The sequence below is a fragment of the Streptomyces sp. NPDC055254 genome (assembly GCF_053606025.1).
In genome coordinates this window covers 206,760-229,039 of sequence record NZ_JBSGQV010000001.1, presented here as the reverse complement: position 1 = coordinate 229,039, position 22,280 = coordinate 206,760, and the positions used below count along the sequence as shown (strand labels likewise).

Annotated in this window: 19 protein-coding genes; 17 read left to right on the top strand and 2 right to left on the bottom strand. The window is 71.4% G+C overall.

From position 1 onward, the window contains the following. The first annotated feature begins 184 nt into the window (after positions 1-184). The 8 genes from ACWFQ8_RS01025 (at position 185) to ACWFQ8_RS00990 (ending at position 9,512) form a co-directional block, all read left to right on the top strand. Positions 185-1,180 (top strand): ABC transporter permease, encoded by a 996-nt coding sequence (locus ACWFQ8_RS01025; protein ID WP_384540415.1) that lies wholly within the window; start codon positions 185-187, stop codon positions 1,178-1,180. 90 nt (positions 1,181-1,270) lie between these two features. Then, on the top strand, positions 1,271-3,049 hold the full coding sequence (locus ACWFQ8_RS01020) for an ABC transporter substrate-binding protein (protein WP_453784065.1): 1,779 nt from the start codon (positions 1,271-1,273) through the stop codon (positions 3,047-3,049). 146 nt (positions 3,050-3,195) lie between these two features. After that, on the top strand, positions 3,196-4,194 hold the full coding sequence (locus ACWFQ8_RS01015) for an ABC transporter permease (RefSeq protein WP_453784064.1): 999 nt from the start codon (positions 3,196-3,198) through the stop codon (positions 4,192-4,194). Then, the gene (locus tag ACWFQ8_RS01010; protein WP_453784063.1) at positions 4,191-5,303 is read left to right on the top strand and encodes an ABC transporter ATP-binding protein; all 1,113 of its coding nucleotides are present in this window, start codon (positions 4,191-4,193) and stop codon (positions 5,301-5,303) included. Before ACWFQ8_RS01015 ends, ACWFQ8_RS01010 begins: the two co-directional genes overlap by 4 nt. A gap of 41 nt (positions 5,304-5,344) precedes the next feature. Beyond that, the gene (locus ACWFQ8_RS01005) at positions 5,345-6,424 is read left to right on the top strand and encodes an ABC transporter ATP-binding protein (RefSeq protein ID WP_453784284.1); all 1,080 of its coding nucleotides are present in this window, start codon (positions 5,345-5,347) and stop codon (positions 6,422-6,424) included. Positions 6,425-6,562: 138 nt separating this feature from the next. Continuing rightward, positions 6,563-7,219 (top strand): trimeric intracellular cation channel family protein, encoded by a 657-nt coding sequence (locus ACWFQ8_RS01000; RefSeq protein WP_453784062.1) that lies wholly within the window; start codon positions 6,563-6,565, stop codon positions 7,217-7,219. 58 nt (positions 7,220-7,277) lie between these two features. Next, on the top strand, positions 7,278-8,135 hold the full coding sequence (locus ACWFQ8_RS00995) for a thioesterase family protein (RefSeq protein ID WP_453784061.1): 858 nt from the start codon (positions 7,278-7,280) through the stop codon (positions 8,133-8,135). Between the two features lie 213 nt (positions 8,136-8,348). Then, positions 8,349-9,512 (top strand): cysteine desulfurase family protein, encoded by a 1,164-nt coding sequence (locus ACWFQ8_RS00990; protein WP_453784060.1) that lies wholly within the window; start codon positions 8,349-8,351, stop codon positions 9,510-9,512. Between the two features lie 15 nt (positions 9,513-9,527). On the opposite strand, the gene ACWFQ8_RS00985 is transcribed toward ACWFQ8_RS00990, so the two are convergent. Then, positions 9,528-10,202, bottom strand: a complete 675-nt coding sequence (locus ACWFQ8_RS00985) for an N-acetylmuramoyl-L-alanine amidase (RefSeq protein ID WP_453784283.1) — start codon at positions 10,200-10,202, stop codon at positions 9,528-9,530. A gap of 68 nt (positions 10,203-10,270) precedes the next feature. Here ACWFQ8_RS00985 and mnmA point away from each other — a divergent pair, with 68 nt between their 5' ends. After that, positions 10,271-11,404 (top strand): tRNA 2-thiouridine(34) synthase MnmA, encoded by a 1,134-nt coding sequence (mnmA, locus tag ACWFQ8_RS00980; RefSeq protein ID WP_453784059.1) that lies wholly within the window; start codon positions 10,271-10,273, stop codon positions 11,402-11,404. Positions 11,405-11,437: 33 nt separating this feature from the next. Here mnmA and ACWFQ8_RS00975 read toward each other — a convergent pair whose 3' ends face one another. Next, positions 11,438-12,361: an NADP-dependent oxidoreductase gene (locus ACWFQ8_RS00975; RefSeq protein ID WP_453784058.1), complete on the bottom strand. Its 924-nt coding sequence runs from the start codon at positions 12,359-12,361 to the stop codon at positions 11,438-11,440. Between the two features lie 103 nt (positions 12,362-12,464). Here ACWFQ8_RS00975 and ACWFQ8_RS00970 point away from each other — a divergent pair, with 103 nt between their 5' ends. The 8 genes from ACWFQ8_RS00970 to ACWFQ8_RS00935 all read left to right on the top strand — a co-directional run bounded on the left by ACWFQ8_RS00970 (position 12,465) and on the right by ACWFQ8_RS00935 (position 22,233). Next, positions 12,465-13,430: a GlxA family transcriptional regulator gene (locus tag ACWFQ8_RS00970; RefSeq protein WP_453784057.1), complete on the top strand. Its 966-nt coding sequence runs from the start codon at positions 12,465-12,467 to the stop codon at positions 13,428-13,430. 67 nt (positions 13,431-13,497) lie between these two features. After that, positions 13,498-14,187 carry an SDR family oxidoreductase gene (locus ACWFQ8_RS00965; protein ID WP_453784056.1) on the top strand — a complete coding sequence of 230 codons (690 nt, stop codon included), beginning with the start codon at positions 13,498-13,500 and terminating at the stop codon, positions 14,185-14,187. Further along, positions 14,184-15,164 (top strand): methionine synthase, encoded by a 981-nt coding sequence (locus ACWFQ8_RS00960; protein ID WP_453784055.1) that lies wholly within the window; start codon positions 14,184-14,186, stop codon positions 15,162-15,164. Before ACWFQ8_RS00965 ends, ACWFQ8_RS00960 begins: the two co-directional genes overlap by 4 nt. Positions 15,165-15,194: 30 nt before the next feature. Then, positions 15,195-17,396 (top strand): NAD-dependent DNA ligase LigA, encoded by a 2,202-nt coding sequence (gene ligA / locus ACWFQ8_RS00955; protein WP_453784054.1) that lies wholly within the window; start codon positions 15,195-15,197, stop codon positions 17,394-17,396. Between the two features lie 388 nt (positions 17,397-17,784). Beyond that, positions 17,785-19,965, top strand: coding sequence for a putative bifunctional diguanylate cyclase/phosphodiesterase (locus tag ACWFQ8_RS00950; RefSeq protein ID WP_453784053.1), 2,181 nt, complete (start codon positions 17,785-17,787; stop codon positions 19,963-19,965). Between the two features lie 230 nt (positions 19,966-20,195). Further along, positions 20,196-20,492: an Asp-tRNA(Asn)/Glu-tRNA(Gln) amidotransferase subunit GatC gene (gene gatC, locus ACWFQ8_RS00945; RefSeq protein ID WP_165335824.1), complete on the top strand. Its 297-nt coding sequence runs from the start codon at positions 20,196-20,198 to the stop codon at positions 20,490-20,492. A gap of 5 nt (positions 20,493-20,497) precedes the next feature. Then, positions 20,498-21,991: an Asp-tRNA(Asn)/Glu-tRNA(Gln) amidotransferase subunit GatA gene (gatA, locus tag ACWFQ8_RS00940; RefSeq protein ID WP_453784052.1), complete on the top strand. Its 1,494-nt coding sequence runs from the start codon at positions 20,498-20,500 to the stop codon at positions 21,989-21,991. Continuing rightward, entirely contained in the window at positions 21,988-22,233 is a 246-nt protein-coding gene (locus ACWFQ8_RS00935) for a hypothetical protein (RefSeq protein WP_453784051.1), read from the top strand. Before gatA ends, ACWFQ8_RS00935 begins: the two co-directional genes overlap by 4 nt. Positions 22,234-22,280 lie beyond the last annotated feature (47 nt).

Sequence of the window (22,280 nt, the reverse complement as noted above, 5' to 3'; positions counted from 1 at the left end):
GCCGGTTCCGACGCCGTTGAAGACTCCCCCCACCGAAGGCCGGTCAATCCCGTAAGCACCTGCTCTTCACGTGCACTTCAGGCGTATTCCGCGCCTTCGCACCATCAGTGACGCCGATAGAACGAAGCCGCCACAGCGGCGGGCATGGGCCGGCAACCGTCGGCCGAGAGGGGTCCCCACCACGATGACGGCACCACTGCACGAAACCGACGCGGCAGATCCCGCGGCCGTGGCCGCCCCCGAAGTCCCGCAGAAGGCGATCGAGGGCCGCTCGCCGTGGCAGATCGCCTGGCTGCGGCTCAAGCGTGACAAGGTCGCCCTGGCCGGCGGCGTCATCGTGATCCTGCTGATCCTCGTCGCGCTGTTCGCGCCGCTGATCGTCAAGGCCTTCGGCCACCCGCCGGAGGAGCTGCACGAGGACATGCTGGACCCGCTCCTCGGCCTGCCGGCCGGTGACTGGGGCGGTATCAGCGGCGAGTTCCTGCTCGGGGTCGAGCCGGTCAACGGCCGCGACGTCTTCAGCCGGATCGTCTACGGCGCCCGCATCTCCCTGCTGGTGGCCTTCCTCTCCGCCTTCGTGGCGGTGTCGATGGGCACCTTCTTCGGCATCATCGCCGGCTACTTCGGAGGCTGGGTCGACGCGGCCATCAGCCGTGTCATGGACCTGCTGCTGGCCTTCCCGCAGCTGCTGTTCATCATCGCGCTGATCTCCGTCATCCCGGGCGAGCTGTGGGGCTTCGAGGGGTCCGGCCTGCGGATCGCCGTACTGGTGCTGGTCATCGGCTTCTTCGGCTGGCCCTACATCGGCCGCATCGTGCGCGGACAGACCCTGTCGCTGCGCGAGCGCGAATACGTCGAGGCGGCGCGCAGCCTGGGAGCCGGGCGGCTGTACATCCTCTTCCGCGAACTGCTCCCGAACCTGGTGGCACCCATCACCGTCTACTCGACGCTGATGATCCCGACCAACGTGCTGACCGAGGCCGCCCTGAGCTTCCTCGGAGTCGGCGTCAAGCCGCCCACGCCGTCCTGGGGGGAGACCCTCTCCACGGCCGTGCGGACCTACGAGGACGATCCGCTCTTCATGATCTTCCCCGGCGTAGCGATCTTCATCACCGTGCTGGCCTTCAACCTCTTCGGCGACGGCGTCCGTGACGCCCTCGACCCGAAGGGCTCGCGCTAGTACACCGCAGGTCACCCAGAAATCGGCTTCGGGCCGCAAGTGCACCGGGCCGGAAGTACACCGGAACTACAACGGAGGGTTGCGAGCATCGTGACTACCCATCGCACGTCGAAGCGCAGGCTTGCCGCTGGCACGGCCGTCGTGCTCGCCGCCATGCTGACCGCGACCGCCTGTGGCGGCAAGGAGAAGACCGAGGACAAGTCGGCCGCCGCCGGCGGTGGCTTCAACTCCGGCATAGGCAAGGTCTCCAACCCTTCCGACAAGAAGGGCGGCGAGCTCAAGTTCGTCGGTACCCAGGAAGCCGACTCGTGGGACCCGCAGCGCGGCTACTACGGCTTCATGTGGGACTTCTCCCGCTACTACGCCCGCCAGCTGGTCAGTTTCAAGGCGGCCCCGGGCGCGGAGAGCACCGAGCTCGTCCCCGACCTCGCCACCGCCAAGGCCGAGATCAGTGACGGCGGCAAGACCTACAAGTACACCCTCAAGGACAACGTGACCTGGGAGGACGGCACCCCCGTCACCGCCCAGGACGTGAAGTACGGCATCGAGCGCACCTGGGCCCAGGACGTCATCTCCGGCGGCCCGGTCTACCTGATGCAGGTCCTCGACCCGAAGGCCGAGTACCCGGGCCCGTACAAGGACCCCAGCCCGGACAAGCTCGGCCTCAAGGCCATCGAGACGCCGGACGCGAAGACCATCGTCTTCAAGCTCCCGCAGCCCAACGGCGACTTCGAGCAGATGCTCGCCATGCCGGCCGCCAGCCCGGTCAAGCAGGAGAAGGACACGGCCGCCAAGTACGGCCTCAAGCCCTTCTCCAACGGCCCGTACAAGATCGACTCGTACGAGCCCAACAAGAGCATGAAGCTCTCGCGCAACGAGAACTACAAGCCCGAGTCGGACACCATCCGCAAGGCGCTCCCGGACACCATCTCGGTCACGTTCATGGCGAACGCGGACGACATGGACAAGCGCCTGATGAACGGCGAGTTCGACCTGGACATCAACGCGACCGGCATCGGCCAGGCGGCCCGTTCCACCGCGCTCAAGGACCACAAGAACAACCTCGACAACGGCCAGACCGGCTTCATCCGCTACGCGGTCTTCCCGCAGACGGTCGCGCCGTTCGACAACATCGACTGCCGCAAGGCCGTCATCTACGCGGCCGACAAGAAGTCCCTGCAGACCGCCCGCGGCGGCCCGCAGGCCGGTGGCGACATCGCCCCCAACATGCTCCCGCTGGGCATCAAGGGCTCCGACGCCTCCTACGACCCGTACGGCGTGCTGAAGGACGACGGCAAGGCCAACATCGCGAAGGCCAAGGAGCACCTGGCCGCCTGCGGCAAGCCCGAGGGCTTCAAGACCACCATCGCGGTCCGCAACAACAAGCCGGTCGAGATCGCCACCGCCGTCTCCCTGCAGAACGCGCTGAAGCAGGTCGGCATCGAGGCCCAGGTCGACCAGTTCGACGGTGCCCAGACCTCCGGCATCATCGGCTCGCCCAAGGTCGTCAAGGACAAGGGCTACGGCATCATCATCATGGGCTGGGGCGCCGACTTCCCGACCGGTCAGGGCTTCTCCCAGCCGCTGGTCGACGGCCGCTTCATCCTGCAGAGCGGTAACAACAACTTCTCCGAGCTGAACGACCCGGCGATCAACAAGCTGTTCGACGACGCCATCGCGGAGACCGACCCGGCCAAGGCCGGCGACATCTACAAGCAGATGAACCAGAAGGTCTCCGAGGCCGCTGTCTACCTCCCCTTCGTCTACGACAAGACGATCACCTGGCGCAGCAGCCGTCTGACGAACGCCTACACCTCCGACGCCTACAACGGCCGGTACGACTACGCCTCCCTGGGCGTCGTCAAGTAGTTCCCCGTCAGACCAGGTTGTCCCGTCCAGTATCCAGTGTTCCAGTGCCACACCCGCTAGGCACGAAGGGCAGGTGATGGCCGCGGTGCGGCTTGGGGGCGCTCTCCAGAAGAGGGCGCCCCCGGGCCGCAGCCAGGCCGAGCGCAGTGCTTGCATATCTCATCCGACGGATCTTCGCCGTCATCGTCATGCTGTTGGTCATCTCGCTGGTGACCTTCGGAATCTTCTTCCTCTTCCCGAAGATGATCGGGACGGATCCGGCGCTCTACTTCGTCGGTAAGCAGTCCGACCCCGCCGCCATCGAGGGCATCCGGCAGAAGATGGGTCTCGACGACCCGATCCTCGTCCAGTTCGGCAAGTTCGTCGTCGGGCTGGTGGCGGGTCGCACGTACGCCAACGGCTCCGACGTCACGCAATGCGCCGCGCCCTGCTTCGGATACTCCTTCAAGACCGAGCAGGAGGTGTGGCCGCTGCTGCTGGACTGGTTCCCGGTCACCCTCTCGCTCGCCGCGGGCGCCGTCGTGCTCTGGGTGATCGGCGGTGTCGCCACCGGCGTCGTCTCCGCACTCAAGCGCGGCACCGTCCTGGACCGCTCGGCGATGGGCGTGGCCCTCGCCGGCGTCTCCCTCCCCATCTACTTCACCGGCATGCTCTTCATCGCGTTCTTCTCCGACCAGCTCGGTTGGTTCGGGCGCCCGGAGCAGACCTTCGCCGACGATCCCGCCAAGTGGTTCAACGGCATGGTCCTGCCGTGGGTCTCGCTCGCGTTCCTCTACGCGGCGATGTACGCCCGGCTCACCCGCGCGACCATGCTCGAAGTGCTCAACGAGGACTACATCCGCACCGCCCGCGCCAAGGGGCTGACGGAACCCGTCGTCATCGGCAAGCACGCGATGCGCTCCACGATGACGCCGATCCTGACCGTCCTGGGCCTGGACCTCGGTGCCCTGATGGGCGGCGCGGTCCTGACCGAGTCCACGTTCTCGCTGCACGGCCTCGGATACAACGCGGTCCGGGCGATCAGCGACCACGACCTGCCGGTCATCCTGGGCATCACCTTGATCTCCGCCTTCTTCGTGGTCGCCGCGAACCTCTTCGTCGACCTCATGTACGCGGTGATCGACCCCCGAGTGAGGCTGTCATGACCGACCTGACGAAGACCGGAGCGCTCAACGCACCGGTCGCCGCCACCGCGCCCTCCACCGCCTTCCTGGAGGTCCGCGACCTCAAGGTGCACTTCCCGACCGAGGACGGTCTGGTCAAGTCCGTCGACGGGCTGTCCTTCACCCTGGAGAAGGGCAAGACCCTCGGGATCGTCGGCGAGTCGGGCTCCGGCAAGTCGGTCACCTCGCTGGGCATCATGGGCCTGCACCGCGTCGGCCAGTACGGCCGCCAGCGCGCCCGCATCTCCGGCGAGATCTGGCTGAACGGCAGGGAACTGCTCTCCGCCGACGAGGACGAGGTGCGCAAGCTGCGCGGCCGGGAGATCGCGATGATCTTCCAGGACCCGCTGTCCGCGATGCACCCGTACTTCACCGTCGGCAAGCAGATCGCCGAGGCGTACCGGGTCCACCACAAGGTCGACAAGAAGACCGCCCGCAAGCGGGCCGTGGACCTCCTCGACCGGGTCGGCATCCCCGAGCCGCACAAGCGGGTCGACAGCTACCCGCACGAGTTCTCGGGCGGCATGCGCCAGCGCGCGATGATCGCGATGGCGCTGGTCAACAACCCGGAACTGCTCATCGCCGACGAGCCGACCACCGCCCTGGACGTCACCGTCCAGGCGCAGATCCTCGACCTGATCAGGGATCTGCAGAAGGAGTTCGGCTCCGCCGTCATCATGATCACGCACGACCTCGGCGTGGTCGCCGAGATGGCCGACGAACTCCTCGTCATGTACGGCGGCCGGTGCGTGGAGCGGGGCACCGCCGAGAAGGTCTTCTACGAACCCAGGCACCCCTACACCTGGGGACTGCTGGGCTCGATGCCGCGCATCGACCGGGACCAGACCGAGCGCCTCATCCCGGTCAAGGGCTCGCCGCCCAGCCTGATCAACATCCCGAGCGGCTGTGCCTTCAACCCGCGCTGCCCCTACGCCGACGTCCCCAAGGGCAACGTGACCCGCACCGTACGGCCCGAACTGACGGCGCCGGACGAGCCGGGGCAGGACGGCGGCCGCCACTGGTCCGCCTGCCACATGTCGCAGGAGGAGCGGACCCGGATCTGGACCGAAGAGATTGCGCCGAAGCTGTGACCGAGACGCCTGAGACGCCTGGCGCGTCCGACACGCCCGTCATCCCCAAGCAGCAGGACGCGGAGGCCCCCGAGCCCGATCTGCTCCTCAAGGTCACCGGACTGACCAAGCACTTCCCGATCACCAAGGGACTGCTGCGACGCCAGGCCGGCGCGGTCAAGGCCGTCGACGGCATCGACTTCGACGTCCGGCGCGGCGAGACCCTCGGCATCGTGGGCGAGTCCGGCTGCGGCAAGTCGACGATGGGCCGGCTCATCACGCGGCTGCTCGAACCGACCGCCGGCACCGTCGAGTTCGAGGGCAAGGACATCACGCACCTCGGAGTGGCGGGCATGCGGCCGCTGCGCCGCGACGTGCAGATGATCTTCCAGGACCCGTACGGCTCGCTGAACCCCCGCCACACGGTGGGCACCATCGTGGGCGCTCCGTTCAAGCTCCAGAAGGTCACCCCGGAGGGCGGCCTCAAGGCGGAGGTGCAGCGGCTGCTGTCGCTGGTGGGCCTGAGCCCGGAGCACTACAACCGCTACCCGCACGAGTTCTCGGGCGGTCAGCGCCAGCGCATCGGCATCGCGCGGGCCCTGGCCCTGAAGCCGAAGCTCGTGGTCGCGGACGAGCCCGTCTCGGCCCTGGACGTGTCCATCCAGGCCCAGGTGGTCAACCTGCTGGACGACCTCCAGCAGGAGCTGGGCCTCACCTACGTGATCATCGCCCACGACCTGTCGGTCATCCGGCACGTGTCGGACCGGATCGCGGTCATGTACCTCGGCAAGATCGTGGAACTCGCCGACCGCAAGTCGCTCTACGAGGCGCCGATGCACCCGTACACGACGGCGCTGATGTCGGCCGTGCCCGTGCCGGACCCGCGGCGGCGCGGGGCGAAGAGCGGCCGCATCCTGCTCAAGGGCGACGTGCCGTCGCCGATCTCACCGCCGAGCGGCTGCCGCTTCCACACGCGCTGCTGGAAGGCCACGCAGGTCTGCACGACGCAGGAGCCGCCGCTGGTGGCCCTCAAGACGGGCCACCAGGTGGCCTGCCACCACCCGGAGAACGCCCCCGACCAGGTGCCGGGCGACCAGCCCCTGCCGGGCGCGGCCGACGCGGTGGCCACGGTTTCGGAGTAGCGGCCGAAAGACCGGCGGGGCCGGACGCCGTACCACGGCCCCTCCAGCCCCGCCGGTACCGCACCCGCCACCGCACCCGCACCCGCCACCGCCTCCGGCCCGGCGTCCGGCGAGCGCGCCGCAGGCGACAATGGCGGCGTGCTCCATGATCTCTTCCCGCCCGGGATCCAGCATGCCCTGGATCTCGCCGGCATCTTCGTCTTCGCCACCGCGGGCGCCCTGCTCGCCGTCCGCAAGAACTTCGACGTCTTCGGCATCGCCGTCCTCGCCCTGGTCACGGCCCTCGGCGGCGGCCTCTTCCGCGACCTGGTCATCGGCGCCACGCCGGCGGCCGCCTTCGGCGAGCTGAGCTTCTTCGTCACCCCGCTGGTCGCCGCCGCCCTCGTCTTCTTCCTGCACCCCGAGGTCCAGCGGATCAACCGCGCGATCAACGTCTTCGACGCGGCCGGCCTCGCGCTGTTCTGCGTGACCGGCACGACCAAGGCGTACGAGTTCGGCCTGGGCCTCACCGCCTCCGCCGCCCTGGGCGTGGCCACCGCGGTCGGCGGCGGCGTGCTGCGCGACGTGCTGGTCAACGAGGTGCCTTCGCTGCTGCGCGACCGCGAGATGTACGCCGTCCCCGCGGTGGTCGGCGCCTCGATGGTCGCCCTGTCGATCCGCTTCGAGGCCCTCAACGCCTTCACCACGGGCCTGGCCATCGTCGCCACCTTCGTGCTGCGGCTGCTGGCGATGCACTACCACTGGCGGGCGCCGCTGGCCTGGAACCGCCGCTCCGCGGTCGCCGAAGAGCCGTAGGGATCTCTCGATCGAAGAAAGCTACCGCTTAGTAGCTTCCCGGTGTACCGTCGTTTTCATGTCACACGCAGCTGCCCAGGCATCCATCGGCGACAGCGAGTTCGACCGCGACACCACGATCAGCCCCCGCGCGGGCGAGCCCGGGGTGTACGACACGGAACTCTCGGCCGGCTGGACGATCATCGCCGCCGTCAACGGCGGATACCTGCTGGCCCTGGTCGGCCGGGCCCTGTCCGCGGCCCTGCCGCACCCGGACCCCTTCACGGTCTCCGCGCACTACCTGACCTCCTCCGTGCCCGGCCCCGCCGTGATCCGCACCCAGGTCGTCCGCGTCGGCCGCACCCTCTCCACCGGCCAGGCCTCGCTGTTCCAGTACGACGAGAGCGGAGCCGAGATCGAGCGCATCCGCGTCCTCGCCTCCTACGGGGACCTCTCGACGCTCTCCGACGAGGTGCGGACGGTGGCCCGGCCGCCGGTCATGCCCGCCTACGAGGACTGCCTCGGCCCCGAGGCCGGCCCGGCCCCCATCCCCGGCAGCTCCGCGATCGTGGACCGCCTGCGGCTGCGGCTGGATCCGGCCACGGCGGGCTGGGCCCTCGGTGCCCCCTCGGGCAAGGGCGAGATGCGGGCCTGGTTCGAGCTCGCCGACGGGCGCGACGCCGATCCGCTCTCCCTGCTCCTCGCGGTGGACGCGCTGCCGCCGACCGCCTTCGACCTGGGCCTGATGGGCTGGACGCCGACGGTGGAGCTCACCACCCACATCCGCCGCCGACCCGCCCCGGGCCCGCTCCGGGTGGCCATCACCACGCGCAACCTGGCCGGCGGCTTCCTGGAGGAGGACGCGGAGGTCTGGGACGCGGCGGACCACCTGGTCGCCCAGTCCCGCCAGTTGGCGCGCGCCCCCCGCCAGGCCTGAGGGCGGCGTCCCGGCGGGGGGCCCGCGAGGGCGTCCCGGCGGAGGCCGAGCCGTACGGGTTCGTGTTCCGCCCGGGCAGGGGTCCGGGCGGGAAGCGGGTGAGGGAGCCGGCGGGTAGCGGGTGACGAGCGGGGCGGGATCCGGACCGCCCCGGACCGCCTCGGAGCACCACCGGGAACCGGCCGCCCGTCGGGTCCGTAGAATCGGGGGATCATGGCCTACCTCGACCACGCCGCCACCACCCCGATGCTGCCGGAGGCCGCCGCGGCGATGACCGCGCAGTTCGCCGCCACGGGGAACGCCTCCTCCCTGCACGCCGCCGGCCGCCGGGCCCGCCGTACCGTCGAGGAGGCCCGCGAGGCCCTCGCCGAAGCGATCGGTGCCCGCCCGAGCGAGGTGGTCTTCACCGCGGGCGGCACGGAGGCCGACAACCTCGCCGTCAAGGGCCTCTACTGGGCCCGCCGTGACGCCGACCCCGCCCGGACCCGGGTCCTCGCCAGCCCCGTCGAGCACCACGCCGTGCTCGACGCCGTCCACTGGCTCGCCGAGCACGAGGGCGCACGGGTCGAATACCTGCCCGTGGACCGCTACGGGCGCGTGCACGCCGACGCCTTCCGCGAGGCCGTGGAGCGCGACCCGGACGACGTGGCCCTGGCCACCGTCATGTGGGCCAACAACGAGATCGGCACCGTCATGCCGATCGCCGAACTGGCCGCCATCGCCGGGGAGTTCGGGATTCCGCTGCACTCCGATGCCGTCCAGGCCCTCGGACAGCTCGACGTCCGCTTCGGCGACAGCGCGCTGGCAGCGATGACCGTCAGCGGCCACAAGGTCGGCGGCCCGTACGGGATCGGTGCGCTGCTCCTGGGTCGCGACCAGAGTCCCGTACCCGTCCTGCACGGCGGCGGCCAGGAGCGGCACGTGCGCTCCGGCACGCTCGACGTCCCGGCCGTCGCGGCCTTCGCGGTGGCCGCCGTCCTGGCCGCCGAGCGGCGCGAGCGCTTCGCGGCCCGGATCGGCGGCCTGCGGGACGAGCTGATCGCCGCCGTCCGCGCGGCCGTGCCGGACGCCGTCCTCGGCGGCGACCCCGTCGACCGGCTCCCGGCCAACGCCCACTTCAGCTTCCCCGGCTGCGAGGGTGACTCGCTGCTGCTCCTGCTCGACGCCCAGGGCATCGAGTGCTCCACCGGTTCCGCCTGTACGGCGGGCGTGGCCCAGCCGAGCCACGTCCTGCTGGCCGCGGGCACCGATCCGCAGCTGGCCCGCGGCACCCTGCGCTTCTCCCTCGGCCACACCTCCACCGAGGACGACGTCGCGGCGCTGGCCGCGGCCATCGGCCCGGCGGTCGAACGCGCCCGCACGGCGGGCCTCAGCTGACGCCCGGGCCGGCCTTCAGCTGAAGCGCGGGCCGGTCTTCAGGGCGTCCTGGACGAGACCCACGTAGCGGTTCCAGTCCCAGTGGCGGCCGGGGTCGGTGTGGTCGGCGCCCGGCACCTCGGAGTGCCCGACGATGTGCGTGCGGTCCGCCGGTATCGAGTACCTGCGGCAGATGTCGGCGGCCAGCCGGGCCGAGGCCGCGTACATCGCGTCCGTGAAGTCCTTCGGGCGGTCGACGAAGCCGACGTGCTCGATGCCGACGCTGCGCTCGTTCATCGAGCGGTTGCCCGCGTGGAAGGCCACGTCGAGCTCGCGGACCATCTGCTCGATGTGGCCGTCCTGACGCACTATGTAGTGCGCCGACGCCTTGTGCCACGGATTCTTGAAGGCGTCCACCGAGGACGCGAAGCCGCCCTGCGTGACGTGCACCACGATCCGGTCCACGCGGTAGTCGTCGGGCCGGTCCGCCAGCCGCCAGTTCGCCGGCGAAGCCGCGGTCCAGCTCGCCCCCGCGTGGTCGAGCTCGCCCTCCTTGCGGGGCTTGGCCACCCCCGGCAGCAGCCACCAGGCGCGGGCGATCTCCTCCCGGCCCGCGACCGCCGCCGCCGCGGCCACGCCGAGCCCGCCGAACAGCACCGCCCTGCGGGTCCGGCTCGCCGGCTTCTTCTCGCTGTTTCCCTGCTTGACGATGTGATCCACCCCCTGAACCCGATAACGCGCTGTGACTCCCCACGGTTCCCCGTACCCTGGACGGTGCTATGACTGAGAACCTGCCGCGCCCCCGCCCCCTTCGCGTCCTGGCCGCCATGTCCGGCGGTGTGGACTCCGCCGTCGCCGCCGCCCGCGCGGTCGAAGCCGGGCACGACGTGACCGGCGTCCACCTCGCGCTCTCCGCGAACCCGCAGTCCTTCCGGACCGGCGCCCGCGGCTGCTGCACCATCGAGGACTCCCGCGACGCCCGCCGCGCCGCCGACGTCATCGGCATCCCCTTCTACGTCTGGGACCTGGCCGAGCGGTTCCGCGAGGACGTCGTCGAGGACTTCGTCTCCGAGTACGAGGCCGGGCGCACCCCGAACCCCTGCCTGCGCTGCAACGAGAAGATCAAGTTCGCGGCGCTGCTCGACAAGGCCCTGGCGCTCGGCTTCGACGCCGTCTGCACCGGCCACTACGCCACCGTCGTGCGGCGCGAGGACGGATCGCGCGAACTGCACCGCGCGTCCGACATGGCCAAGGACCAGTCGTACGTCCTCGGCGTCCTCGACGAGAAGCAGCTCGCCCACGCCCTCTTCCCGCTCGGTGACACCCTCACCACCAAGGAGGAGATCCGGGCCGAGGCGGAGCGGCGCGGCCTGGCCGTGGCGAAGAAGCCCGACAGCCACGACATCTGCTTCATCGCCGACGGCGACACCCAGGGCTTCCTGGCGAACCGGCTGGGCCGGGCCGAGGGCGACATCGTCGACGAGAGCGGCGAGAAGGTCGGCACCCACGAAGGCGCCTTCGGCTTCACGATCGGCCAGCGCAAGGGCCTGCGGATCGGCCACCCCGCCGCCGACGGCAAGCCGCGCTACGTCCTCGACATCTCCCCGGTGAACAACACCGTCACCGTGGGCCCCGTCGAGGCCCTCGACGTCACCGCCCTGACCGCGATCCGGCCCCGCTGGTGCGGATCCACGGCCGCCGCCCCGGGCACCTACACCGCGCAGCTGCGCGCCCACGGCGGCGAGAGCGAGGTCTTCGCCGAACTCGTGGACGACGAGCTGCGCGTCTCCTTCACCGAACCGGTCCGCGGCGTGGCCCCCGGCCAGGCGATCGTGCTCTACGACGGCACGCGCGTGGTCGGCTCCGCCACCATCGCGACGACGACCCGGGCGCAGGCGGCGGCCACCGCCTGACCGCCGTCCGGGGCCGCCGTCGGGAGCGGTGGCTCAGGCGACCGTCAGCACGATCTTGCCGGTGGTGCGGCCCCGCTCGCCGATCTCGTGGGCCCTCGCGGCGTCCGCCAGCGGCAGGACCGTGTCGATGACCGGGCGCAGCTTCCCCTCCGCGACCAGGGCGGCGACGGCCCTCAGGCCCGCGGAATCCGGCTCGACGAGGGTCCAGCCGGTGCGGAAGCCCTCGGCGTCGGCCGGCACGTCCTCCGGGCCGTTCAGGGTGACCAGGTGTCCGCCGGGGCGCAGCACCTTGAGGGAGCGGACCCCGTAGTCCCCGCCGATGGCGTCGATCACCACGTCGACCTCGGAGACGACGTCCTCGAAGTCCGCGGTCCGGTAGTCGATCATCTCGTCGGCTCCCAGTGAGCGGACGAGCTCGTGCTTGGCGGCACTGGCGGTCCCGATCACGTACGCGCCGAGGGCCTTGGCGATCTGGACGGCGAAGTGGCCGACGCCTCCGGCGGCCGCGTGGACCAGGACCCGCTGCCCGGCCCGGAGGCCCGCGGTGTCGGTGAGCGCCTGCCAGGCCGTGAGCGAGGCCAGCGGGAGGGCGGCCGCCGCGACGTGGTCGAGGCCCGCGGGCTTGCGGGCGAAGTGCCGGGCCGTCGCCGTGACGTACTCGGCGTAGCCGCCCGCCTGTGCGGGGAAGCGCGGCATTCCGAAGACCTCGTCCCCGGCCCGGAACATCGTCACGCCCGGTCCAACGGCCTCGACCGTGCCGGACACGTCCCAGCCGACGGCCGGGACCTCCCGCCAGGGGATGACCGCGCCCGTGGCCCGCGTCTTCCAGTCCACGGGGTTCACCCCGGCCGCGTGCACGCGCACCAGGATCTCTCCCAGGCCCGGCTCCGGACGCTCCAGCTCGGTCTCGGTGAGTACCTCGGGTCCGCCCCACTGGCTGACGACGACGGCGCGCATGTGTTTCTCCTCAGGTGGTTCCGGTGGTGCTGCGACACCAGCTTCGGGGCCGGAGCGAGGCCACGGTATTGGCCGGACGGCCACCATGTGTCAGGATCTGGCCATGCACAGGATCGCCGTACTCGCCCTTGAGGGCGTCCCCCCGTTCGAGCTGGGCATCCCCTCGCGGGTCTTCGGTAACGCCCTGGACGAGGCCGGGAACCCGCTGTACGAGGTGACCGTCTGCACCGCCGACGGCCGGCCGGTGGCCAGCGACGCGGGCTTCACCGTCGGCGTGTCCGCGGGCCCCGAAGCCCTCGCCGCCGCCGACACCGTGATCGTCACGCCCACGCACGCCATGGACGAGCTCGCTCAGGGCGCGCCCCTGCCCCGGACACTGGCCGACGCCCTCGCCGCCATCAGGCCCGGCACCCGCCTGGTCTCCATCTGCACCGGCTCCTACGTGCTCGCCGCCGCCGGCCTGCTCGACGGCCGGCCCGCCACCACGCACTGGCTGCACGCGCCCGCCTTCCAACGGGGCTTCCCCCGTGTCCGCCTCGACGAGGAGGTCCTCTTCGTCGACGACGGCGACATCCTCACCTCCGCGGGCGTGGCCGCCGGCGTCGACCTGTGCCTGTACCTGGTGCGCCAGGACCACGGCACCGCCGTCGCCAACCGCGCCGCACGGCTGTGCGTCGTACCGCCCTGGCGCGACGGCGGGCAGGCCCAGTACATCGACCGGCCCGTGCCCGAACCGACCGTCGCCACCACCACCGCCACCCGCGCCTGGGCCCTGGAACGCCTCGCCGAGCCGATCGCCCTGGCCGAACTGGCCGCCCACGCCCGGATGAGCCTGCGCACCTTCACCCGCCGGTTCCGCGACGAGGTCGGCATGACCCCCGTCCAGTGGCTCACCGCGCAACGCCTGGAGATCGCACGGCACTTGCTGGAGTCCACCGACCTGGCCGTCGACCTCGTCGCCCACCGGTCCGGCTTCGGCTCCGGCAACTCCTTGCGCCAGCACATGCGGGCCTCGCTGGGCACCTCCCCGATCGCCTACCGCCGCACCTTCCAGCCGCAGACCGCATGATCGGGCCGGGGCGCCGGCCCGCGCCCGCGGCGACGGCGCGGCCCGGCGGGGTGCGAGCATGGACACCATGGCTACTCACCTGATCACCGGTGCCGGTTCCGGCATCGGGGCCGCCGTCGCGGCCCGCCTGCACGCCCGCGGCGACGACCTCGTCCTGCTCGCCCGCGACGCCGCCCGCGCCAAGCAGCTCGTCGAGCGCTTCCCCGGATCCCGGGCGCTCGTCGGCGACCTCGGCGACCCCGACCGGCTCTCGTGGGCCTTCTCCAAGCAGGCCGTCCCCGAGCGCATCGACTCCCTGCTGCACATCGCCGGGATCGTGGACCTCGGCCCCGTCGGCGACCTGCGCCCCAAGACCTGGCACCAGCAGCTCAACGTGAACCTCATCGCCCCGGCGGAGGTCACCCGGCTCCTGTTGCCGACCCTGCGGGCCTCGCGCGCCACCGTCGTCTTCGTGAACTCCGGGGCGGGCCTGCGCGCCCACGCCGAGTGGGGCGCGTACGCGGCCTCCAAGCACGGACTCAAGGCCCTCGCCGACTCGCTGCGCGAGGAGGAGCGGGAGCACGGCATCCGCGTCACCTCCGTCTACCCGGGCCGCACCGCCAGCCCCATGCAGGCCAAGGTGCACTCCCAGGAGGGCAAGGAGTACGACCCGTCCGCCTGGATCGACCCCGAGTCCGTGGCCACCACGATCGTCATGGCCGTCGACCTTCCCCGCGACGCCGAGGTCAACGACCTCTCCGTCCGGCCGGGCCGATGAGCGGGGCGACCGGGGTCGGGTCCCTGCCGGGGGGCGACGCCCGCGAGGCCGCCAGGACGGTCACCGGCTCCTTCGAGGACTTCCCCCACCTCGCCGAGCTGCCGGCGCGCGGACCCGGCGCGGACATGATCGGCCGCTCCCTGGGGCTGCTCGTCGACATGTACGCGCACGTCGAGCCGAGCGGCTGGCGCATCAGTGACCGCCCCGGCCGCGACAGCAAGCGCGCCCGGTCCTGGCTGGGGGAGGACCTCGACGCCCTGGAGGAGTTCACCCAGGGGTACACCGGCCCCCTCAAGGTGCAGGCCGTCGGACCGTGGACGCTGGCCGCCGCGCTGGAACTGCGCGGCGGCGAGGCCGTGCTCCAGGACGCCGGCGCCTGCCGGGATCTGGCCGGATCGCTGGCCGAGGGGCTCCGCGACCACCTGGCCGACGTACGCAAGCGGGTGCCCGGCGCCCAGGTCGTGCTCCAGTTCGACGAGCCGTCCCTGACCTCGGTGCTGCTCGGGCGGGTCCGCTCGGCGAGCGGCTACCGCACCTACCGCGCCGTCGACCGGCAGGTGGTCGAGGGCATGCTGCGCGAGCTGTTCGCGGTGCATGACGGGGAGGTGACCGTCCACTCCTGCGCCCCCGAGGTGCCCTTCGCCCTGCTGCGGCGGGCCGGCGCCACAGGCGTGTCGTTCGATTTCTCACTGCTCACCGAGCGCGAGGACGACGCCATCGGCGAGGCCGTCGAGGGCGGCACGAAACTCTTCGCCGGAGTGGTGCCGGGCACCGACGCCCCGTTGTCGGACCCTGCCGGTAGCGTCATGGGTGTCAGGAAGCTTTGGCGCAGGCTGGGGCTGGCCCCGGGGACTCTGGCGGAGTCCGTCGTGGTCACTCCCTCGTGCGGTCTGGCGGGTGCCTCACCCGCCTACGCCCGCGCGGTGCAGGCCCATTGCGTCAGGGCGGCGAGGTCGCTCGCCGACAACCCTGAGTGACGGTCGGGACGGGCCACGGGAGGACACGGCATGGCAGCCGAACAGCAGGACACGGCAGTACCGGCGGCGGTGCGTGAGCAGCACCAGCTGCTCGCCGAGCAGGTCGAGGAGCACCGCTTCCGGTACTACGTGAACGACCAGCCGGTCGTCAGCGACGCCGAGTTCGACACGCTGCTGCGCTCGCTGGAGGCGCTGGAGGAGCAGTACCCGGAGCTGCGCACGCCCGACTCGCCCACCCAGAAGGTCGCCGGGGCGTACCAGACGGACTTCGCCTCCGTCCAGCACCGGGAGCGGATGCTCTCCCTCGACAACGCCTTCGACGAGGAGGAACTGGCGGCCTGGGCCGAGCGCGTCGCCCGGGACGCCAACACCTCCGACTACCACTACCTGTGCGAGCTGAAGGTGGACGGCCTCGCCGTCAACCTCACCTACGAGAACGGGCGGCTCACCCGCGCCGCCACCCGCGGCGACGGCCGCACCGGCGAGGACATCACGCCCAACGTCCGCACCATCGCCGACATCCCGGACCGCCTCAAGGGCGACCGGATCCCGGCCCTGGTCGAGATCCGCGGCGAGGTCTACTTCCCGATGGAGAAGTTCGAGGAGCTCAACGCGCGGCTCGTCGAGGCCGAGGGCAAGCCCTTCGCCAACCCGCGCAACGCGGCCGCCGGTTCGCTGCGCCAGAAGGACCCGAAGATCACCGCGAGCCGCCCGCTGCACATGGTGGTGCACGGCATCGGCGCCCGCGACGGCTTCGAGATCGCCCACCAGTCGCAGGCGTACGAGCTGCTGCGCGAGTGGGGCCTGCCCACCGCCCAGCACAACAAGGTGGTCTCCAGCCTCGACGAGGTGCGCGAGTTCATCGCCCACTTCGGGGAGAACCGCCACTCGGTGGAGCACGAGATCGACGGTGTGGTTGTCAAGCTCGACGAGATCGCGCTCCAGGGCCGACTGGGCTCCACGGCCCGTGCCCCGCGCTGGGCCATCGCCTGGAAGTACGCACCCGAAGAGGTCAACAGCAAGCTGATCGACATCAAGGTCGGCGTCGGCCGCACCGGCCGCGTGACCCCGTACGCGCAGGTGGAACCGGTCACGGTGGCGGGCTCCGAGGTCGAGTTCGCGACCCTGCACAACCAGGAGGTCGTCAAGGCCAAGGGCGTGCTCATCGGGGACACCGTCGTCCTGCGCAAGGCGGGCGACGTCATCCCCGAGATCCTCGGACCGGTGGTCGACCTGCGGGACGGCAGCGAGCGGGAGTTCGTGATGCCGTCCGAGTGCCCCGAGTGCGGCACGCCGCTGCGCCCGATGAAGGAGGGGGACATCGACGTCCGGTGCCCCAACGCGCAGACCTGTCCCGCGCAGTTGCGCGAGCGGCTCTTCTACCTGGTCGGCCGCCAGAGCCTGGACATCGAGAACTTCGGCATGGTCGCGGCGGCCGCGCTGACCGGCCCGCTGGAGCCGGCCCGGCCGCCGCTGCTGGACGAGGGCGACCTCTTCGGCCTGACCATCGAGCAGCTGCTGCCGATCAAGGCGTACGTCCTGGACCAGGACAGCGGGCTGCCCAAGCGGGACCCGAAGACGGGCGAGGAGAAGATCGCCACGGTGTTCGCCAACCAGAAGGGCGAGCCGAGGAAGAACGCCCTGGCGATGCTGGAGAACATCGAGGCCGCCAAGCAGCGCCCGCTCGCCCGCATCATCAACGGCCTGTCGATCCGCCACGTCGGGCCCGTCGCCGCCGAGGCGCTCGCCCGCGAGTTCCGGTCGATCGACGCGATCAGGAACGCCACCGAGGAGGAGCTGACCGCGACCGAGGGGGTCGGGGCCATCATCGCCAGCTCCCTCAAGGAGTGGTTCGCCGAGCCGTGGCACGAGGAGATCCTGCGCAAGTGGCGGGAGGCCGGTGTCCGGATGGAGGAGGAAGGTTCCGGCGAGGAGGAGGGTCCGCGTCCGCTGGAGGGGCTGACCGTCGTCGTCACCGGCACCTTGCAGAGCCATACGCGGGACGGCGCGAAAGAGGCCCTGCAGAGCCGGGGCGCCAAGGTCACCGGGTCCGTCTCCAAGAAGACCTCCTTCGTCGTCGTCGGCGACAACCCGGGCTCGAAGTACGACAAGGCCGTGCAGTTGAAGCTCGCGATCCTCGACGACGCAGGGTTCGCGGTACTCCTGGAGCAGGGCCCCGACGCGGCCCGTGAGGTCGCGCTGCCCCTGGACGGCGACGCCGGCGCGGAGTAGTACCACCGGTGGAGGCTGCCGTGAGGGAGTAGCGGAGGCGAACTGATGCGTGGCGTGCGGCCGTACGGGCGGGCGCACGCCCGGCGTGGCAGGCGGTGGTAAACGGCTGGTACAAGCCTGGTGACAGGGCGGTGAGCTGTCGGATCATCGGAGGGGTGACCGGAGGTTCCTGGTCCAAACTCACCCGTTCGGCGGATACCGTACTGATGAGGATGGCTGGGTCGCATTCGGGCAACCACCGCCGACCGCTGCCCCTGGGAGCCTCTCGCGTCCTACTGTTGAGGGGTGTGCCTGTCGTGCACGGCTGCGTGACGCGCTTCCAGCCGTGATGGCATGGCAACGGGGCCATCGCGTGACATCGGCATCGCCGGCTGTGAGAGGGACGGGCATGAAACCCACCGAAAGCGCCGACCCGTCACCTGAATTCGGCGGGGACCTCCCGTCCATGCGGGCGGGCCGGCTCGGTGTCCTGGGTACCAGGACACCGGAGACCCGGCCGCTGGACACCGGAGCGTGCCCTCCCGGCCGGCGCAGCGTGCTGCCCTTCGTCATCGTGGGCCTGTCCGTGGTGGTGCTCGGCGCCGGCATCGTGTCCGCACTGACCGGTCGTCAGGCCCTGTTCCCCGGCGGGGCGGTCGGCTGGGCGCTCGCCCTGCTCACGGGGATCATCGTCGGCCACCTGGTCGCCCTGGGCCGCGACCGCTGGTGGGGCGGGACCGGATCCGGGGCCGCGCTCACCCTCGGCGTGCTCATCCTCTACGGATGGGTGCCCGCGGGACTCGTCTCCCTGGCCGTGGTCACCCTGGTGGGCGCGGCCCGCCGGCACCGCTGGCGGCAGGGCCTGCTGCACGGCGCCGTCGACGTCCTCGGCATCGGCGCGGGCGCCCTCGTCCTCTCCGCCTTCGGCGAGTCCCCGAGCGTCGAGACCCCGTGGCGGCCCACCACCTGGGGGCCGGAGGCGGCCCCCGAGGTGATCCTGGTCGCCGTCGCCTACCTGCTCGTCACCCGGCTCCTGCTGTGGATCGCGCTGGCGCCGCGCGGCGGGGGCCTGCCCACGGTCGCCCGCACCGCCCTCGTCCGGCAGGCGCTGGTGGCCGTCGCACTGCTCGGCATCGCCCCGCTGATCTGCGTCGTCGCCGTCACCCAGCCCGTGCTGCTGCCCCTCTTCGCCGTACCGCTGATCGCGCTGGACTCCACGCTGTGGATCGCCCGCGCCCGCGCCGAGGAGCAGCTACGGGACCCGCTGACCGGTCTGCCGAACCGGCAGTGGCTGCTGGAGCGTGCCTGGACCGCACTGGACGAGGCCGAACGCTCCGGCACCCGCGCGGCCCTCGTCCTCATCGACCTGGACCGCTTCCGGGCGGTCAACGACACCCTCGGGCACCTCGCGGGCGACCGGCTGCTGCTGCAGATCGCCGACCGGCTGCGCCAGGCCCTGCCCGAGGACGCGGAGGCCGCCCGGCTCGGCGGCGACGAGTTCGCCGTGCTGCTGCCCGTCGCCGACTCCACCACCAGCGCCCAGCGGATCGCCCGCCACCTGGTCGCGGAGCTCAGCTCCCCGCTCGACCTGGACGGCCTCACCCTGGTCCTGGAGGCCAGCGCGGGCCTCGCCGTCTTCCCCGACCACGCGCTCGACGCGGAGGGGCTGCTGCGGCGCGCGGACGTGGCCATGTACCAGGCCAAGCGCGACCGCACGGGCGTGGAGGTGTACGAGTCCAAGCGCGACAGCAACACCCCCGACCGCCTCGGGCTCCTCGGCGACCTGCGCCGGGCCCTGGACGCCGGCGAGGTGGAACTCCACTACCAGCCGAAGGTCCGCTTCGACGGGCAGGTCGCGGGGCTGGAGGCACTGGTGCGCTGGGTGCACCCCGAGCGCGGCCGGGTCTCCCCGGACGAGTTCATCGCGATCGCCGAGACCTCCGGTCTGATGCCGCACCTGACGGAGTACGTCCTGGAGACGGCGCTCGCCCAGGTGGCGCGCTGGCGGGCGCAGGGCCTCAAGGTCCCGGTGGCCGTCAACGTCTCACCGCGCGACGTGCACACCCCGGGCTTCGCCGGGGCCGTGGCCGCCCGACTGGCCCGGCACGGGGTGCCGGCGAGCGGCCTGCAGCTGGAGATAACGGAACACGTGCTGCTGGAGGACCCGCAGCGGGCGGCGGACACCATGGCCGGGCTCACCGGCCACGGCGTGAAGATGTCGCTGGACGACTTCGGCACCGGTTACTCCTCACTGGTCCACCTGCGCCGGCTGCCGGTCAGCGAACTGAAGATCGACCGGTCCTTCGTGGGCCGGCTGGCCGTCGACACGCAGGACGCGGAGATCGTCCGCTGCACGGTGGACCTGGCGCACTCGCTGGGCCTGCTGGTCGTGGCCGAGGGCGTCGAGGACGACGAGACCTGGGAGCGGCTGAGGGACCTGGGCTGCGACGCGGTGCAGGGGTGGCTGGTCGCCGCCGCGATGCCGCCGCAGGAGGCCACGGCCTGGCTGCTGGCCCGGGGCGAGCGTGGCTGGCGCCGGCCGGCGGACATCTCGGCCGAGCTCGCGGCCGCCGAGGCCGACGCCGGTTGACAGCACCGGGTGCGGGCGGCCGACGTCCGCTGAGAGCACCGGGTGCGGGTCCGGCGCGGGTCCGGCGCCGGGCCCGGCGCGGGTCCGGGCAGCGCCCGGAAAGGCCCGCGCGGCGGTGCCGCACGGGCCCGCCGGACCGCTCCGGGGGAAACGGTTTCGTGGTGAGCGGGCCCCGCCCCATAGGATTGGGCCCGAAACCTACACGCTCACCACCCCCAGAGGATCGCTGCATGCCTGGCATCACGCGCGAGGAGGTCGCCCACCTCGCTCGGCTGGCACGTCTGGAGCTCAAGGCCGAAGAGTTGGAACACTTCGCCGGACAGCTCGACGACATCATCGGCGCGGTCGCCCGCGTATCCGAGGTCGCCGACCAAGACGTCCCGCCGACCTCCCACCCGCTGCCGCTGACGAACGTCATGCGCGCGGACGAGGTCCGTCCTTCGCTCACCCCCGAGCAGGCGCTCTCCGGCGCTCCCGCCCAGGAGCAGCAGCGTTTCAAGGTGCCGCAGATCCTGGGGGAGGACTAACCACCATGACGGACATCATCAAGCTCACGGCCGCCCGGACCGCCGAGAAGATCGCCTCCGGCGAGCTCACGGCCGTCGAGGTGACCGAGGCCCACCTGGCCCGCATCGACGCCACCGACGAGAAGGTGCACGCCTTCCTGCACGTCGACCGCGAAGGCGCCCTGGCCCAGGCCCGCGCCGTCGACGCGAAGCGCGCGGCCGGCGAGAAGCTCGGCCCGCTGGCCGGCGTACCGCTGGCCCTCAAGGACATCTTCACCACCGTCGGGGTCCCGACCACCGTCGGTTCGAAGATCCTCGAAGGCTGGATCCCGCCCTACGACGCCACGCTGACGCGCAAGCTGAAGGACGCCGGCGTCGTCATCCTCGGCAAGACCAACATGGACGAGTTCGCCATGGGGTCCTCCACCGAGAACAGCGCCTACGGCCCCACCGGCAACCCCTGGGACCTCACCCGGATCCCCGGCGGCTCCGGCGGCGGCAGCGCGGCGGCCCTCGCGGCCTTCCAGGCACCCCTCGCGATCGGCACGGACACCGGCGGCTCCATCCGCCAGCCCGCCGCCGTCACCGCCACGGTGGGTGTGAAGCCGACCTACGGCGGCGTCTCCCGCTACGGCATGGTCGCGTTCAGCAGCAGCCTCGACCAGGGCGGCCCGTGCGCCCGTACGGTCCTGGACGCCGCGCTCCTGCACGAGGTCATCGCCGGCCACGACCCGCTCGACTCCACCTCCGTCGACGCCCCGGTCCCGCCGGTCGTCGAGGCCGCCCGCAACGGCTCGGTCGCCGGCATGCGCGTCGGTGTGGTCAAGCAGTTCGCCGGCGAGGGCTACCAGGCCGGTGTGGTCCAGCGCTTCAACGAGTCGGTGGAGCTCCTCAAGGAGCTCGGCGCCGAGATCGTAGAGCTGGACTGCCCGTCCTTCGACCTCGCCATGGCCGCGTACTACCTGATCGCGCCGTCGGAGGCCTCCTCCAACCTGGCCCGCTTCGACGCCATGCGCTACGGCCTGCGCGTCGGCGACGACGGCACGAAGTCCGCCGAGGACGTCACCGCCCTGACCCGCGAGGCCGGCTTCGGCGACGAGGTCAAGCGTCGCATCATCCTCGGCACGTACGCGCTCAGCTCCGGCTACTACGACGCGTACTACGGCTCCGCCCAGAAGGTCCGCACCCTCATCACGAAGGACTTCGAGAAGTCCTTCGAGCAGGTCGACGTGATCGTCTCCCCGACGACCCCGACCACCGCCTTCCCGATCGGTGAGCGCACCGACGACCCGCTGGCGATGTACCTCGCGGACCTGTGCACCATCCCGACCAACCTGGCCGGCAACGCCGCCATGTCGCTGCCCTGCGGCCTGGCGCCGGAGGACGGTCTGCCGGTCGGGCTGCAGATCATCGCCCCGGCGATGAAGGACGACCGGCTCTACAAGGTCGGTGCCGCCGTCGAGGCCGCCTTCGTCGCACGCTGGGGTCACCCGCTGCTTGAGGAGGCACCGTCCCTGTGAGCACCAGCACACTGTCCAAGGCCAAGGGCTTCAAGAAGTCCAAGTCCGGCACCTACCTGTCGATCGGCACCACCGCATTCGGTGCCCTCAGCGTGTTCAAGCAGGCCAGGAAGGCCCGCACCGAGCAGGACACGCTGAGGCTGATCGACGCCGCAGTGTCCGCCGCCGCCATCATCACCGGCCTCGCGATCCTGTACCGCGAGCTGAAGCGCCTCGGCGACGACGACGTCCTGCTGGGCTGAGAGGGAACATCCGTGAGCTTCACCGAACTGCTGTCGTACGAGGACGC

Bases quoted from the DNA above. Each gene is read 5' to 3' on its own strand.
- ACWFQ8_RS01025 (WP_384540415.1), top strand. From the start codon at position 185: ATGACGGCACCACTGCACGAAACCGACGCGGCAGATCCCGCGGCCGTG.
- ACWFQ8_RS01010 (WP_453784063.1), top strand. From the start codon at position 4,191: ATGACCGACCTGACGAAGACCGGAGCGCTCAACGCACCGGTCGCCGCC.
- ACWFQ8_RS00995 (WP_453784061.1), top strand. From the start codon at position 7,278: ATGTCACACGCAGCTGCCCAGGCATCCATCGGCGACAGCGAGTTCGAC.
- ACWFQ8_RS00990 (WP_453784060.1), top strand. From the start codon at position 8,349: ATGGCCTACCTCGACCACGCCGCCACCACCCCGATGCTGCCGGAGGCC.
- mnmA (WP_453784059.1), top strand. From the start codon at position 10,271: ATGACTGAGAACCTGCCGCGCCCCCGCCCCCTTCGCGTCCTGGCCGCC.
- ACWFQ8_RS00975 (WP_453784058.1), bottom strand. From the start codon at position 12,361: ATGCGCGCCGTCGTCGTCAGCCAGTGGGGCGGACCCGAGGTACTCACC.
- ACWFQ8_RS00970 (WP_453784057.1), top strand. From the start codon at position 12,465: ATGCACAGGATCGCCGTACTCGCCCTTGAGGGCGTCCCCCCGTTCGAG.
- ACWFQ8_RS00965 (WP_453784056.1), top strand. From the start codon at position 13,498: ATGGCTACTCACCTGATCACCGGTGCCGGTTCCGGCATCGGGGCCGCC.
- ACWFQ8_RS00960 (WP_453784055.1), top strand. From the start codon at position 14,184: ATGAGCGGGGCGACCGGGGTCGGGTCCCTGCCGGGGGGCGACGCCCGC.
- ligA (WP_453784054.1), top strand. From the start codon at position 15,195: ATGGCAGCCGAACAGCAGGACACGGCAGTACCGGCGGCGGTGCGTGAG.
- ACWFQ8_RS00950 (WP_453784053.1), top strand. From the start codon at position 17,785: ATGAAACCCACCGAAAGCGCCGACCCGTCACCTGAATTCGGCGGGGAC.
- gatC (WP_165335824.1), top strand. From the start codon at position 20,196: ATGCCTGGCATCACGCGCGAGGAGGTCGCCCACCTCGCTCGGCTGGCA.
- gatA (WP_453784052.1), top strand. From the start codon at position 20,498: ATGACGGACATCATCAAGCTCACGGCCGCCCGGACCGCCGAGAAGATC.